9 protein-coding genes are annotated in these 15,375 nt (G+C 72.2%); 1 reads left to right on the plus strand and 8 read right to left on the minus strand.

Annotation, left to right across the window (positions count from 1 at the left end):
- The 5 genes from PH203_RS42665 to PH203_RS42685 form a co-directional block, all read right to left on the minus strand.
- Window positions 1-5,499: a type I polyketide synthase gene (locus PH203_RS42665; RefSeq protein ID WP_289927516.1), complete on the minus strand. Its 5,499-nt coding sequence runs from the start codon at window positions 5,497-5,499 to the stop codon at window positions 1-3.
- A 63-nt stretch (window positions 5,500-5,562) separates the two neighbouring features.
- Complete coding sequence (locus PH203_RS42670) at window positions 5,563-8,631, minus strand: type I polyketide synthase (protein ID WP_289927518.1); 3,069 nt, start codon at window positions 8,629-8,631, stop codon at window positions 5,563-5,565.
- Window positions 8,632-8,684: 53 nt separating this feature from the next.
- Window positions 8,685-9,413, minus strand: a complete 729-nt coding sequence (locus tag PH203_RS42675) for an alpha/beta fold hydrolase (protein WP_289927519.1) — start codon at window positions 9,411-9,413, stop codon at window positions 8,685-8,687.
- The gene (locus PH203_RS42680; protein WP_289927520.1) at window positions 9,410-10,660 is read right to left on the minus strand and encodes a cytochrome P450; all 1,251 of its coding nucleotides are present in this window, start codon (window positions 10,658-10,660) and stop codon (window positions 9,410-9,412) included. Before PH203_RS42680 ends, PH203_RS42675 begins: the two co-directional genes overlap by 4 nt.
- Window positions 10,657-10,920, minus strand: a complete 264-nt coding sequence (locus PH203_RS42685; RefSeq protein WP_289927521.1) for a phosphopantetheine-binding protein — start codon at window positions 10,918-10,920, stop codon at window positions 10,657-10,659. Before PH203_RS42685 ends, PH203_RS42680 begins: the two co-directional genes overlap by 4 nt.
- Before the next feature lie 258 nt (window positions 10,921-11,178).
- Between PH203_RS42685 and PH203_RS42690 the strand changes: the two genes are divergently transcribed.
- Window positions 11,179-12,693, plus strand: a complete 1,515-nt coding sequence (locus tag PH203_RS42690; RefSeq protein ID WP_289927522.1) for an FAD-dependent monooxygenase — start codon at window positions 11,179-11,181, stop codon at window positions 12,691-12,693.
- A gap of 156 nt (window positions 12,694-12,849) precedes the next feature.
- Here the strand turns inward: PH203_RS42690 and PH203_RS42695 are convergent, their stop codons facing one another.
- The 3 genes from PH203_RS42695 to PH203_RS42705 form a co-directional block, all read right to left on the minus strand.
- Window positions 12,850-13,611 carry an ABC transporter permease gene (locus PH203_RS42695; protein WP_289927523.1) on the minus strand — a complete coding sequence of 254 codons (762 nt, stop codon included), beginning with the start codon at window positions 13,609-13,611 and terminating at the stop codon, window positions 12,850-12,852.
- Window positions 13,608-14,567, minus strand: a complete 960-nt coding sequence (locus PH203_RS42700) for an ATP-binding cassette domain-containing protein (protein WP_289927525.1) — start codon at window positions 14,565-14,567, stop codon at window positions 13,608-13,610. Before PH203_RS42700 ends, PH203_RS42695 begins: the two co-directional genes overlap by 4 nt.
- 113 nt (window positions 14,568-14,680) lie before the next feature.
- The gene (locus PH203_RS42705; RefSeq protein ID WP_289927587.1) at window positions 14,681-15,370 is read right to left on the minus strand and encodes an alpha/beta fold hydrolase; all 690 of its coding nucleotides are present in this window, start codon (window positions 15,368-15,370) and stop codon (window positions 14,681-14,683) included.
- Window positions 15,371-15,375: the final 5 nt, after the last annotated feature.

Consider the following 15,375-nt stretch of genomic DNA (forward strand, 5'->3'; position numbering starts at 1 on the left):
CTAGCCGAGCTCTTTGTCGAGAAGCGCGAGAAGCTCTCCCGCGGAGGCCGAACTGATCTGGTCGGTGAGCCCGGCCGGTGCCCCGGCGCCCGCCATGGAACGGACCCGGCCCTGCAGTTCGCCGAGCAGTGTGGAGAGGGTGGCCTTGTCGTCGTCCGCGAGCTCGCGGAAGGCCTCCTCCAGGCGGGCGCCCAGGCCCTCGATCTCCTTGGCCAGGTGATCGACCGGGGATTCCGGTCCGGCGGCCGAGCCGGGGTTGACGCGCGTGTTCAGGAACTGCGCGAGGGCGCCCGGGTTCGGGTGGTCGAAGGCGAGCGTGGCGGGCAGCTTCAGACCGGTCGCCGCGGACAGCTTGTTCCGCAGCTCCAGGGCGGTGAGCGAGTCGATCCCGAGCTTCTTGAACGTCGCGGCCGGAGTGATCCTGCGGGTGTCGGGGTGGCCCAGCACCAGCGCGGTCTGGGTCCGTACCGCGTCGAGCAGCGCCGCCTCCGCCTCGGTCGGCGACAGCGACTTCAGCCGCCGTGCGAGCCCGTCGTCGGTGGCCTCTGCGCCGCCCGCCGCGCCGGACGCGCCGGTCAGCGCGCGCAGCAGCGGCGAGCCCTGGCGGCCGCCCAGCGCCGGGAGGTTGAGGCGCGCGGGCACCAGGACCGGATCGTCCTGCGCGAGCGCCGCGTCGAAGAGCGCGAGGCCCTCCGGCGTCGACATCGGCTGCACGCCCTGGCGTTGCAGTCGTACGACGTCCGTGTCGCCGAGGTCGGCGACCATCTCGCTGCGCTCGGCCCAGAAGCCCCAGCACAGTGCGGTGGCCGGCAGTCCGGCGGCGCGGCGGGTCTCCGCGAGACCGTTGAGGAAGGCGTTGGCGGCCGCGTAGTTGGCCTGTCCCGCGGTGCCGAGCACGCTCGCGACCGAGGAGAACAGCACGAACGCGGACAGCTCCAGATCCCGCGTCAGCTCGTGCAGATACCAGGCGCCGCGTGCCTTCGCCGCGAGGACGGCGTCCACCCGGTCCTCGGTCAGCGCCTCGACGACCCCGTCGTCGAGGATGCCCGCGCAGTGGATCACCGCCGAGAGCGGGTGCTCGGCCGGGACCGTGGCGATCAGTTCGGCGACGGCGGCACGGCTGGCGACGTCGCAGGCCACGATGTCGACGTGGGCCCCCGCCTCGGCCAGCTCCTGCTGGAGTCCGGCCGCCTCCGGGGCCGCCTGCCCACGCCTGCTGGTCAGCACCAGCCGGCGCACGCCGTGCCGGTCCACGAGGTGGCGGGCGAGTTTCGCGCCCAGGCCGCTGGTGCCACCGGTGATCAGTACCGTTCCGGCGCCGAGGACGGGGACGTCCTGTGCCGCGTCGGGGGCACGGACCAGTTGCGGGGTGGTCACCTCCCCGGCGCGGATCCTGAGCTGGGCCTCGCCGGTCTCGGCGGCGGCCGGGACGAGGGCCCAGGAGGCGGGCGTGCCGTCGGTGTCGACGAGCGCGAAGCGGCCCGGGTTCTCGGTCTGTGCGGTGCGTACGAATCCCCAGACCGCGGTCGCGGCCGGGTCGGGGCGGGAGACCTGCTCGTCGCGGAAGGCGTCCCGCGTGACGAGGACCAGGCGTGAGTCGGCGAACCGGTCGTCGGTGAGCCAGGCTCGCGTCCAGCGCAGCACACGGTGGAGGTTCTGCTCGGCGGCGGCCGGGGTGTCGGCGGCGCTCCCGTCGGGGGCTCCCCCGTCGGTGGCGCCGCTGTCGATGGCGCCTGCGTCGACGGCGGCGATGACGACCGGGGGTATCTCCCCGCCGGAAGCGGTGAGTTCGTCGAGGTCGGCGAAGACGGCTCCGCCCTGTCCCGGGTCGGGTGCGCCCACCACCGCGTAGGCGGCGGGGGTCCGGCCGGCGGCGACCGCGACGGGCGCCCACTCCGCCCGGAACAGCGAGTCCTGGTGGTCGAAGCCCAGTGCGGTCAGCTTGTCGACGTCCGCGGGCCGCAGGCTCAGGGTGTCGATGCCGCCGACCGGTGTGCCGGTGTCGTCGGCGAGGGTCACGGACAGCGCGTTCTCGCCCGCGGGCGCGAGACGGACGCGCAGGGCGGCGGTGGGCCGGTCGGTGGCGATCCGCAGGCCCGCGCAGTGGAACGGCAGCCAGCCCTCGGGCCGGGAGGCGTCCACGAACCGGCCCAGGCCGATCGGGAGCAGCGCGGCCTGGAGCAGCGCCGGGTGGATCCCGAACCCGCTGCGGTCGGTGCCGTCGGACGCGGGCAGCTCCGCCTCGGCGTACAGGGTGTCGCCGTCGCGCCACACCTCTGTCAGACCGCGGAACAGGGGGCCGTAGCCGAAACCGAGGGCGGAGAGCCTGGCGTACTCGTCCTCGAAGGGCACGCCGACCGCGCCCGCGGGCGGCCAGGAGGCGAGGCCCGCGTCCGCCGGGGCGCCCGCGGTGCCGAGGACACCGGAGGCGTTCCGCGTCCACTCGGTCTCGCCCTCGCCCCGCGAGTGCACGCTGACGGCGCGCTTGCCGTCGACGACGACGCGGATCTCGCGCTCGGCCGTCCGGGAGAGCACCAGCGGTGTCTCCAGGGTGAGTTCCTCGACGACGTCGCAGCCCGTCCTGCGTGCCGCCCACACGGCGAGCTCCGCCAGCGCGGTGGCCGGCACCAGGGCGGCGCCGTGGACCACATGGTCGGCGAGCCAGGGGTTGCGTTCCAGCGACAGCCGTCCGCCGCCCACGACTCCGCCGCGGTCCTCGCCGTCGGGCAGGTCGATCACGGCGTCGAGCAGCGGGTGGTCCGAGGTGCTTCGGTCGGTGGTCTCGTCGGGGGTGTCCAGCCAGTAGCGCTGGCGCTGGAAGGCGTACGTGGGCAGTTCGACCCAGCGGCCCTCCCAGCCGGGGAACGCCTTCTCCCACGACACGTCGACGCCCGCGACGAAGGCCTCGGCCAGCGACCGGTAGCAGCGCGCGAGGCCGCCCTCGCCGCGGCGCAGGGTGCCGACCACGGCGCCCTCGACGCCCGCGCTGTCCAGGGTCTGCTCCACCCCGATCGTCAGGACCGGGTGGGGCGAGGCCTCCACGAAGAAGCGGAAGCCCTGTTCGGAAAGGGCCCTGGTGGCCTCCTCGAAGCGGACCGTCTGGCGCAGGTTGGTGTACCAGTACTCGGCGTCGAGGCCGGTGGTGTCCAGCCAGTCGGCGGTCACCGTGGAGAAGAAGGGGACTTCGGCCGTGCGGGGCTCAAGTCCCGTGAGGACCTTGCTCAGTTCGTCGTGGACGGCCTCCACGTGGGCGCAGTGGGAGGCGTAGTCCACCGGGATGCGGCGGGCCCGGACCTCGTCCGCCTCGCAGGCGGCCAGCAGCGCCTCCAGCTCGCCGACGTCGCCGGAGACGACCACGGACGTGGGCCCGTTGACGGTGGCGATCGACAGCCCGTCGGTCAGGAGTGCCCGTACGTCGTCCACCGGGAGCGCGACGGACACCATGCCGCCGCGTCCGGAGAGGGCCAGGATCACCTTCGACCGGAGGGCGACCACCTTGGCGGCGTCCTCGATGGACAGGGCGCCCGCGACACAGGCGGCGGCGATCTCGCCCTGCGAGTGGCCCACGACGGCCGCGGGCCGGACGCCGTACGAGCGCCAGACCTCGGCCAGGGACACCATCACGGCCCACAGCACGGGCTGGACGACATCGACGCGTTCGAGGGCGTCGGCGTCGCCGAGCACGTCGAACAGGGACCAGTCGACGTGCGGCGCGAGCGCGTCGGCGCACTCCCCCATGCGCTTCGCGAACACCGGGGAGGAGTCGAGGAGTTCGGTGGCCATGCCGACCCACTGCGAGCCCTGGCCGGGGAAGACGAAGACCGTCTTGCCGACCGGCCCCGCGATGCCGGACACCACGTCGTCGTGGCCGTCGCCTGCGGTGAGGGCGGTGAGGAGTGCGTCGCGTCCGGCGCCGATGACCACCTGGCGGTGCTCGAACAGGGAGCGGGTCGTCACCAGGGAGTGCCCGACGCCCGCGAGCGGCAGGTCGGCGGCGGCCAGGCCGTCCCTGAGGCGCAGAGCCTGGTCGCGCAGCGCTTCCGCCGAGCGCGCCGACAGCACCCACGGCACCAACTCGTCGGTGGGGTCCGGTACTTGCACGGTGGCGTCGGGTGCCTGTTCGAGGATCAGGTGCGCGTTGGTGCCGCTGATGCCGAAGGCGGAGATCCCGGCCCGGCGGGGGCGTGCCGAGGGTGTGGTCCACTCCCTGGCCTCGGTGAGCAGTTCGACCGTTCCCGCAGACCAGTCCACATGTGACGACGGGCGGTCCACGTGCAGGGTCTGGGGCAGGGTGCCGTGGCGCATCGCCATCAGCATCTTGATCATGCCGCCGACGCCCGCGGCGGCCTGGGTGTGGCCGATGTTGGACTTCAGCGAGCCCAGCCACAGCGGGCTCGCCGGGTCCCGGTCCTGGCCGTAGGTGGCCAGGAGGGCCTCCGCCTCCATGGGATCGCCGAGGGTGGTGCCGGTGCCGTGGGCCTCGACGGCGTCCACGTCGGTGGTCGACAGGCCGGCGTCGGCCAGGGCGGCGCGGATGACGCGCCGCTGGGCGAGTTCGTTCGGTGCGGTCAGTCCGTTGGAGGCGCCGTCCTGGTTGATCGCGGAGCCGCGGATGACGCCCCAGATGCGGCGCCCGTTGCGCAGCGCGTCCGAGAGGCGTTCCAGGACCAGTACGCCGGCGCCCTCGGCGAAGCCGGTGCCGTCCGCCGCCTCGGCGAACGCCTTGCACCGCCCGTCCTCCGACAGACCGCGCTGGCGGCCGAGCTCCACGAGCAGCCCGGGGGTCGGCAGCGTCGAGACACCGCCGGCCAGGGCGAGCGTGCACTCACCGGAGCGCAGGGAGCGCACGGCCTGGTGGACGGCGACGAGGGAGGAGGAGCACGCGGTGTCGGTGGAGACCGCCGGGCCCTCCAGGCCCAGCACGTACGCCACCCGGCCCGAGGCCACGCTGGTGTACGTCCCCGCGAGCGCGTAACCCTCCACTTCGCCGGCCGCGGCGCCGCCCATCCGCGGGCCGTAGTCGACGGCGTAGATACCGGTGAACACCCCGGTCGGCGTACCGCGCAGCCCGGTCGGGTCGATGCCCGCCCGCTCCAGCGCCTCCCACGACGTCTCCAGCATCAGCCGCTGCTGCGGGTCCATCGCCAGCGCCTCGCGCGGGCTGATGTCGAAGAACGGCGCGTCGAACTCGGCAAGGTCGTGCAGGAACCCGCCGGCGCGGGTGTACGTCGTGCCGGGCGTCTCGGGGTCCGGGGAGTACACCGCCTCCAGGTCCCAGCCGCGGTCCGCCGGGAAGTCGCTCATCGCGTCCACCCCGTCGGACACGAGCGTCCACAGTCCTTCGGGGGTTGTCACCCCACCCGGGAAGCGACACCCCACGCCCACGACCGCGATGGGCTCGCGCGCGGACTCCTCCAGCTCGCGCACCCGCTCGCGCAACGCCTGTGCGTCACCGACGGCGCGTCGCAAGTAGGACCGGAGCTTGTCGACATCCTCCACCAGGGCCTCCCCCAACGGTTATTCAGAAGAACAGGTGCGGGCACGTGTGAGAGCGCGGTGCGGCTACGTGTATCCGCCGTCGATCAGTGCGTACAGATCGTCATCGGTGTGGCTTTCCAGACTTGTCTCCGCCGCTGTTTCCGGGGCGGCGGACGCCTCTGGTGCGATCAGGGAGTGGATGTGCGCGGCGAGGGCCTGCGGTGTGGGGTAGGTGAACGCGACGGTGGCGGGGAGCCGTACGCCGGCCAGCGCGTTGAGCCGGTTGCGCAGTCCCACGGCCATCGAGGAGTCGAAGCCCAGCCGTTTGAAGGTCTCCGTCGCCCTGGCCTCCAGGTCGGCGCCCGTCAAACCGGCGCCCTTGGCGGTCAGCGCCGTCGCCGTCTCGGCGCACACGAGGGTGAGGACCGCGGACTCGGAGACCAGGTCCGCCGCCCCGGCGCCGGGGCGGGCCGGCTGTGCGGCGGGGCTCTCGGCGGTGACGGCGGGGGCCGTCAGCCAGTACCGCTGTCGCTGGAAGGCGTAGGTGGGCAGGGCGACCCGGCGCGGCCGGTCCGCGGCGAACACCGTCCTCCAGTTCACCGGCACGCCCCGCACATGCAGTTCGGCCAGCGAGGTCAGGATCCTGCCCGCGCTGCCGTCGCGCCGGTTCAGGGTGGACACCACCAGGGGCGGGGTCGGCAGCGCGTCGGCGGCCTCCTCCATCGCGACCTGGAGCACGGGGTGCGGGCTGACCTCCACGAACACGCCGCCCTGGTCGCGCATCAGGTCTTCGACGACCTCGCCGAAGCGGACCATCGAGCGCAGGTTGTCGTACCAGTACGAGCCGTCGAGGGCGCGGGTGTCGAGCGGTCCGCCGGTGACGGTGGAGTGGAACCTCACCGCCGATTCGCGCGGTGACACGGCCGCGGTGTCTTCGAGGAGGCGGTCCCGGATGCGTTCGACGTGGTGGGAGTGGGAGGCGTAGTCGACCTTGACGCGCCGTACCCGGACCTCGTCGGCGGAGGCGCTCGCGGCGAACTGGTCGAGCGCCTCGTCGTCTCCGGCGATCACCACGGACGCGGGACCGTTGACGGCGGCCACCGAGAGCCGTCCGGTCCACTGCTCCAGCCGCTCCTCGACCCATTCGGGGGTCGCGGCCACGGCGCTCATGCCGCCGAGGCCGGCCAGGTCGGTCAGGGCCCGGCTGCGCAGGGCCACGATCCGTGCCGCGTCCTGGAGGGAGAGCGCGCCCGAGACGCAGGCGGCGGCTATCTCGCCCTGCGAGTGGCCCACGACCGCGTCGGGGACGACTCCGAGGGACCGCCAGACCCGGGCCAGCGACACCATCATCGCGAACAGCGCCGGCTGGACGACGTCGACCCGGTCCAGGGAGGCGGCCGATTCCGCGCCGGTCAGGACCTCGGCCAACGACCAGTCCACGTACGGTGCCAGCGCCTGCTCGCACTCGTCGACGGCGCGCGCGAAGTCGGCCGACTCGGCGTACAGCTGCCTGCCCATGCCCAGCCACTGGGAGCCCTGGCCGGGGAAGACGAAGACGACCGGGCCGGCGGGTCCCGTGGCCGCGCCGCGTACGGCCTGTGCCGAGTCGCCGCCCGTCGCGATCAGGTCGAGGCCGGTCAGGGAGTCCTCGCGGCTGCCGCCGAGGATCACCGCCCGGTGCTCGAAGGGGGCCCGCGTCGTCACCAGGGAGTGGCCGACGTCGGTCGCCGTGAGGGACGGGTCGGCGGCCACGAGCCCCTTGAGCCGTGCCGCCTGCTCGCGCAGGGCCGGTTCCGAGCGTGCCGACAGCACCCAGGGCACCAACCGGCCGGTGCTGTCGGGCACTCGAGTGTCCGCCTCGGGCGCGGTGGGGGCCTGTTCGAGGATCACATGGGCGTTGGTGCCGCCCATGCCGAAGGCCGACACCCCGGCCCGGCGGGGCCGGTCGGGCTCGTCCGGCCAGGGCCGGGCGGCGCGCGGGACGTCGAAGTCGTCCTGGAAGCCCGGGATGGCCGGGTTCGGGGAGTCGAAGTTCAGGCTCGCGACGAGGTGGGCGCGGTCCAGGCAGAGGGCCGTCTTCACGAAGCCGACGATGCCCGCGGCCGGCTCCAGGTGTCCGACGTTGGTCTTCACCGAGCCGATCGTCAGGGGGCGGCTGCGGGCGGTGTCCCCGAACGCCTCACGCAGACCGGCTATCTCGGCCGGGTCGCCGAGCCGGGTGCCGGTGCCGTGGGCCTCGACGTAGTCGATGGCGTCGAAACCGACGCCGGCGCGTTCGAGGGCGGACCGTACGGCGGCGGCCTGTCCGGTGGGGCTGGGGTCGGGCATACGGGTGGTGGATCCACCGCTGCCGACGCCCCAGCCGCGGACCACCGCATAGATGTGGTCGCCGTCGGCGACGGCGAGGTCGAGACGCTTGAGCAGGACGAACGCTCCGCCCTCGCCGCGGGCGAAGCCGCTGGCGCGCTCGTCGAAGGTGAAGCAGCGGCCGTCGGGTGAGAGTGCGCCGAGGTTCGCCAGTCCGCTGCCCGCGGCCGCGTCGACGATCAGGTGCACACCGCCCGCGATCGCCATGTCGATCGCGCCCGCGCTGATGCGTTCGCAGGTCAGCGCCAGCGACACGAGGGAGGAGGACTGGCCGGAGTCGGCGCAGAAGCTCATGCCGCGCACGTCGAAGAGGCTGGAGATGCGGTTCGCGATCAGTGCGCCGCTGGAGCCGAGCGCGGCGTAGTGGTCGTCCTGGTCGCTGCCGGACAGCTTGCGCAGCAGCTCGTAGCCGGAGGGCCCGGCGCCGACGACGACGTCGATCTCACGGCCGGCGAGTGCGCCGGCGGGGATGCGGGCGTCCTCGACGGCCTCCCAGGCGAGCTCCAGGCCGAGCCGCTGCACGGGGTCCATGGCGGCGGCCTCGGCCGGGGAGGTTCCGAAGAACTCCGCGTCGAAGCCGTCGACGGAGTCGAAGAACGAGCCCGAGTCCAGGGTGTCCGCGTCCGGGTGGGAGCGGTGCCGGGAGTCGGCCGCCCGCTGCTCGGGGAAAGTTCCCACGGTCGACCTGCCGTCGAGCAGCAGGTGCCAGAACTCGTCCAGGTTCTGCACACCGGGGAAGCGGCACGACATCCCGATGACGGCAATATCGGCGGCTGCGCCACGCATACGAATTCCTTCCGGTTCCCTCGGTGTTCGGCTCTTGCGGGCGGTAGGGGGTCTCACCGCCGACCGGTCAGCAGCTTTTGCAGCTCGTCCGGTGCGTCCATGAACTGGTAGTGGCCGCCGTCGACGACGTGGTACTCGACCGAGTCGGTGTACCGGCGCCAGCCCTGGAGGTCGTCGAGGCTCACGTCGGGGTCGTCGCGCCACTTCAGCACGGTGACCGGGCAGGGCAGCCGGGCCGGGTCCGTCCGCTCGTAGGCCTTCGCGGCGGCGTGGTCGCGGAGCAGCACCATCAGGCCGAGGCCGACCATGTCGGGGCGCGGCTCGATGCCCCGGCCGCGGATGAACGACTCGACCTCGGCGCGCAGTTCGTCCTCGGACATGGCGAGCATCGGGTCGAGGGCGGCGTCGTGCGGGGCCGGCTGGCGGGACACGAACAGACGGTCCGGGGTGGGCAGTCCGCGTGCGGCGAGCCGCAGGACGGTCTCGTACGCGGGCAGGGCGCCCGCGCAGTGCGCGAAGAACGCGAACGGCCGGTCGAGCAGCGGCTCCAGGGCTTCCGCCAGGGCGTCGGCGAGGTTCTCGTAGCTGCCGTAGTGCGGGTGGCCGAGGCGGTTCTCGCGGCCGGGGAACTGCACCGGGCAGACCTCGGTGCCGTCGAGCGCCGCCGGCCAGGCGCTGAAGGCCGAGGCCCCCGAGCCGGAGAAGGGGAAGCAGAAGAGCCGGGCGGCTGCCTGGTCGGCCGGCGGGCGGACGAACCACGGCGAGGCGGCGACGGTGGTCATGGTGTCTGCCGTTTCTGGGCGACGATGGGCAGGTGGGTCATCCCGGCGATGAAGTACGACCGCAGATGCTCCGGTTCACCGGCGAGTTCGATGGAGTCGAATCGCTGGAGGAGTTCCTCGAAGAAGATCCGCAGCGTCATCCGGGCCAGCGGGGCGCCGATGCAGAAGTGCGGACCGAACCCGAACGCGGCCTGCCGTTTGGCGTTCGCGCGGGTGATGTCGAAGGTGTGCGGGTCGGGGAACTGGGCGGCGTCCCGGTTGGCCGAGCCGATCCAGGCGACGACCGCCCCGCGGGCCGGGATGGTGCCCCCGCCGATCTCGACGTCGTCGACCGCGTACCGCATGAAGTTGCAGGCGGCCGAGGTCCAGCGCAGCCCTTCCTCGACCAGGTTGGGGATCAGGGAGGGGTCGGCCTGGGCCTTCGCGTACTGCTCGGGCCGCTCGACGAGGGCCTGGACCGTGCCCGAGACCGTGTGCGGTGTGGTCACGTTGGCGCCCAGGAGGATGCTGTAGCCGTCGAGGGCGATCTCCTCGTCGGTGAGCGGCTTGCCGCCCGGGCGGACGCTCATCAGGTGGTGCAGCAGGCTGTCGTCCTCGTCGCCGGTGGCCCGGCGGCTCCTGGCCCACTCCCTGACGTAGGTGACGAGTTCGTGGTGGGAGATGGCCAGGGTGGCGGCCTCGTGGCCGACGAGGAAGTGCCGGTCGGAGGGTGCCGTGACCATGGCGGTCAGCTGGACGAGGTTCTCCCAGTCCTTCTCCGGGATGCCGAGCAGCGGGCCGGTGACCATCGCCGGGAGGAGCAGCGCCTTCTCGGCCAGGTCGAAGACCTCGCCGTCGAGCGCCGGCTCCAGGAAGCGGACGATCGTCCCGCGGATCTTGTCCTCCCAGGCCTTCACCGCGCGTGCGGTGAGCTTGGAGCCGAGCGGGCGGCGGACCTCGGTGTGCCGGGGCGGGTCGGTGGACGTCATCAGCACGCCGGCCGCCTCGTCGTCCGTCCCGAGGTGGGTGGGGACCGTGCCCCGCTCGGAGGTGAACTCCCGGTGGTCGGCGAGCACCCGGTGGACGTCCTCGAAGCGGGTCACCGACCAGAACTCCCGCCCGTCGGGGAGGACCTGGTGGTGCAGGGGTGCCTTCTCCCGCATCACGTCCCAGATCGGGTGCGGGTCGCCGTGGGAGTACAGGTCCAGGTCGAACAGGTCGACTTCGGCGAGGTCGATGTCGCGTGCGGGACCCGGCGTGAGCCTCACGTCCCCGTCCTCCCCTGCTCGATCAGTTCGGCGACCTTGGTCGGGGTGCCCGCGAGATAGAAATCGCGTACGGAAAGCTGGACGCCGTAGTCCTGCTGTACCCGTTCGATGATCCTGATTCCCGCCAGCGAATTACCGCCGAGGGCGAAGAATTCGTCTTCCTCTCCGACCGGGCGCCCACTGAGGCACTCCGTCCACAGAGCCGAGATTTCCTGCGCCAGCGATACCGGCGCACTCGAAGGCGCGGCTTGTTGTTCCATTGCCAGTCTTTCCTTCCTCCGCCATCACGGCCACCGGGGCCCTTTACGCCTGTCCCGCCGGCGAGACACATTCTTTGAATGGCCGATACCGAGTGTCGCGTGAATTCGCGTCCACTGACACCGTGTTGGCGGTGTCCGGTGCTTCTCGGCCCATCAGGGTTGAGCGTGGACCGGCTGATACGCGTTCAGTGAACGTGGAATTGACTTAACGACGCTTGAGGCGCACTGGAATTGCAATGGAATTGAGGGGGCAACGACGTGGGACACATCGGCATGGACGCGGATGTGGTGATCGCGGGCGCCGGGCCGACCGGTCTGATGCTCGCCTGTGAGCTGCGGCTGGCCGGCGTCGACGTGATGGTGGTCGAGCGGCTCGCGGAGCGCACCGGCGAGTCGCGGGCCGGCGGGATCCACTCGCGCACCCTGGAGGTGCTTGACCAGCGCGGCGTACTGGACCGCTTCCTGGCGGAGGGCGAGCTGCAGCCGGTGGGGCATTTCTCCGGCCTGTATCTGGACTTCGACGAGTCGGAGTCGAGGCACCCCTACCCGCTGATGATCCTGCAGTCCGCCATCGAGCGGCTCCTGGAGGAGTGGGCCGGCGAGCTCGGTGTGCGGGTGCGCCGGTCGGCCGGGGTGCGCGGGCTCGACCAGGACGCCGACGGCGTGACGGTCGAGCTGGACACCGCGCCCGCGCCCGAGACGCTGCGCGCCCGCTATCTGGTGGGCTGCGACGGCGGGCGCAGCACGGTGCGCAAGCTCGCGGGCATCGGATTCCCCGGCACCGAGGCGACGATGACGGCGCTCATCGGTGACGTCGAACTCCCCGATCTGCCGGAGGACTACGTCTGGGTGCGGCGCACCCCGGGCGGGGACTACTCGGCGATCGCCTTCGAACCGGGCTGGTTCCGGGTGATCACCTCCGAGTACGACCGGGTCGCAGGCCGCGACGAGCCGGTGACGTTCGAGCAGTTGAGGGAGTCGCTGATCCGGGTCGCCGGCACCGACTTCGGGATGACCAGCCCCCGGTGGATCTCCCGGTTCAACGACGCCGCCCGCCAGGCCGACCGGTACCGGCAGGGCCGGGTGCTGCTCGCGGGCGACGCGGCGCACATCCACTTCCCGGCCGGTGGGCAGGGGCTGAACATGGGGGTGCAGGACGCGGTCAACCTGGGCTGGAAGCTGGCCTCGGTGGTGCGCGGTTCGGCACCGGAGTCCCTGCTGGACAGCTACCACGACGAGCGGCACCCCGTGGGCGAGCGGGTGCTGAACAACACCCGGGCGCAGTCGGCCCTGGCCCGGCCGGGCCCTCAGACGGACGCGCTGCGTGAGGTGTTCGGCGAGCTCATGGTGTTCGACGACGTCAACCGGCGGCTGCGGCACATGCTCACGGCGCTGGACATCCGCTACCCGGCCGACGGCGACCACCCCATGGCGGGCCGCCGGGTCTTCGACGCCGACCTCAAGACACCCGAGGGCGAGACCTGCGTCTACGAGTTGCTGCATGCCGGGCGGCCCGTGCTGCTCGACCTGGGCGGCGGCGCCGAGGTGACGGCGGCCGCCGCGGGCTGGGCCGGTCGCGTGGACCAGGTCGAGGCGCAGAGCGAGGACGAGCTGTGGCCCGTCCCGGCGATCGGCGAGATCTCCCCTCCCGCGGCTCTTCTCATCCGGCCCGACGGCCATGTCGCCTGGGCGGCCGCGGTCGGCGAGGCGCTCGACGTCTCCGCGCTGCGCGACGCCCTCACGACCTGGTTCGGGCCGGCCCGGCAGGGGTGAGAGACCGCACGGATCGCGCGACGGCGGCCGTCAGCACCCGACCGGGGTGCCGGCGGCCGCCGTTGTCGTACGCGACGGGAGAACGCTTCGGACAGCGCGGAACCGCCCCGGCGCCAGGTGAGGCTCCGGGGCGGTTCGCTTGCGGTGGTGGCGGGGTCAGGCCCGCTTCTTGAAGGTGGAGACCGCCCACAGGTAGCCGACGAGCGCGAGGCCGACGCACCAGGCGATGGCGGCGTAGGCGTCGCCGCTGGACAGGTTGCCCAGGAGCAGTCCGCGCAGGGTCTCGATGATCGGGGTGAAGGGCTGGTACTCGGCGAACTGCCGCACACCGGCGCCCATCGAGTCCGCGGGGACGAACGCGCTGCTCAGGAAGGGCAGCATGATCAGCGGGACCGTCGCCATGCCCGCCGACTCCACGGTCTTCGCCGCCAGTCCGAGGGCCACGGTGAGCCAGCCGGCCGCGAAGGCGAGCAGGACGATCATGCCGAGCGCGCCCAGCCAGTCGAGGGCGCTCGCGGCGGGGTCGAAGCCCATCGCGAAGGCCACGCCGATGATGGCCGCGCAGGCCACCAGACAGCGCAGGGTGGTGACGACGACGTGCCCGGTGAGCACGGAGCCGCGGGAGACGTCCATGACCTTGAAGCGGTTGATGACGCCCTTGGTCATGTCGTCGTTCACGGCCGTCGCGGTGGCGCCGAGGCCGTAGCTGATGGCCATGACCAGCAGGCCCGGCGTGGCGTAGTCGATGTAGCTGGAGCCGACGCTGAACGCACCGCCGAACACCTTGACGAACATCAGCATGATGACGATGGGCAGCAGGACCGCGTTGAAGACCGCGACGGGGTTGCGCACGGTGTGCTTCACATTGCGGCGCAGCATGATCGACGAGTCGGTCAGTGCCGTCGAGAGGGCGCTCACTGGGCGATCGCCTCCTTGCTGATGCGGTCGGTGTCGGTGTTCGGGGTCTCGGTCAGGGCGAGGAAGACGTCGTCGAGGTCCGGCCGGTTGACCGAGAACTCCAGGGCGTCGATCGAGTGCGCGTCGAGGCGGTCCAGCAGGCCCCGCAGCGAGCGGGTCTCGCCGTCGCTCGGCACCCGCAGCGTCAGCTCCTCGTCGTCGCGCGTGGCCTCGGGCAGGACCCGTGCCGCCGTGTCGAGCTCGTACACGTCGGTGAAGCGGAACCGGACGTGGGTGCCCGGGATCTGACGCTTGAGCTCGTCCGGGGTGCCCTGGGCGACCAGGCGGCCGCCGTTGAGCACCGCGATCCGGTCGGCGAGCTGGTCCGCCTCCTCCAGGTACTGGGTGGTGAGGAAGATGGTGGTGCCCTCGGCCACCAGCTCGCGGACGATCCCCCACATGGTGCGCCGGCTGCGCGGGTCGAGGCCCGTCGTCGGCTCGTCGAGGAAGATGATCTGCGGGTTGCCGACCAGGGTCATCGCCAGGTCCAGCTTGCGGCGCATACCGCCCGAGTAGGTGGCGGCCAGCTTGTCGGCCGAGTCCACCAGGTCGAAGCGCTCCAGCAGCCGTGTCACCAGCTGGCCGCCGGAGGGCACGCGCTTGAGGTCCGCCATCAGCTGGAGGTTCTCGCGGCCCGACAGCAGCTCGTCGACCGCGGCGTACTGGCCGGTCACGCCGATGGCGGCGCGCACCTGCCTGGTCGCGGTCACCGAGTCGTGCCCGGCGACGCTCACCGTGCCGGCGTCGGCCGTCAGCAGCGTCGTGAGGATGTTGACGGTGGTCGTCTTGCCCGCCCCGTTGGGGCCGAGCAAGGAAAAGATCGACCCCGCGGCGACATCGAAGTCGATGCCGTCGAGCACGACCTTGTCTCCATATGCCTTGCGCAGCCCCGAGACTGCGATCGCCGAAGTTCTCATGACTCCACTTTCCTCTCCGGGCCTGTCATCGACCTGTCACGCCGCTGACACGGCGCTTGACCCGATCGCCCCTGGTCACAGGGGTGTTGCTGCCGTCGGCGTCGGCCCTGGCGCTAGCGGCCGCGGGCGGATTCCGTTTCGATCACGTCCAGGACCTCGCGACCGAGGTCGACCAGGTACATGTGGTCGCCGGGGAACTCCACGTAGGTGAACTCGGCCGTGGTGGCGTCCCGCCACTGGCGGCCCTCCTCGGCGGTGACCAGTCCGTCGGAGTCGCCGCGCAGCGAGGTGATCGGCACCGAGACCGGGTCGTCGGTGCTCGGGACGTAGTTCTCGTGCATCTCGCAGTCGGCCTGGAGCACCGGGAGGATCAGCTCACGCATCTCCGGGTGGTCCAGGGCCTCGTGGCGGAAGCCCGCGAACTCCTCGACACGGGCGAGGAACTCCTCGTCCGGAAGGCCCGCCGCGCGCCGCTCGCGTTGCGTCCACGGACCCGGCGAGCCGCTGACGACCAGCCGTTCCACGTGCACGTCACGCGCGCTGAGCAGATGCACCAGCTCGTACGCGAGCACCGCGCCCAGGCTGTGCCCGAACAGCACGGTCCGGGCGCCCGGGCCGAGTTCGGCGACGACGTCGTCGACGGTGTTCTTGGCCGCCTCGACGACGTTGCGGAACGGCTCCTCCATGATCCGTCGCTCCCTGCCGGGCAGTTCGACGGAGACCACGCGCCGGCGGTCGCCGGCCAGGTCCTTCCACGGGTGGAAGAACGACGGTCCCGCTCCCGCGAACGGCACGCACAACAGCGTTG

It is taken from the genome of Streptomyces sp. S.PB5 (assembly GCF_030403745.1).
Classification (GTDB): Bacteria; Actinomycetota; Actinomycetes; order Streptomycetales; family Streptomycetaceae; genus Streptomyces.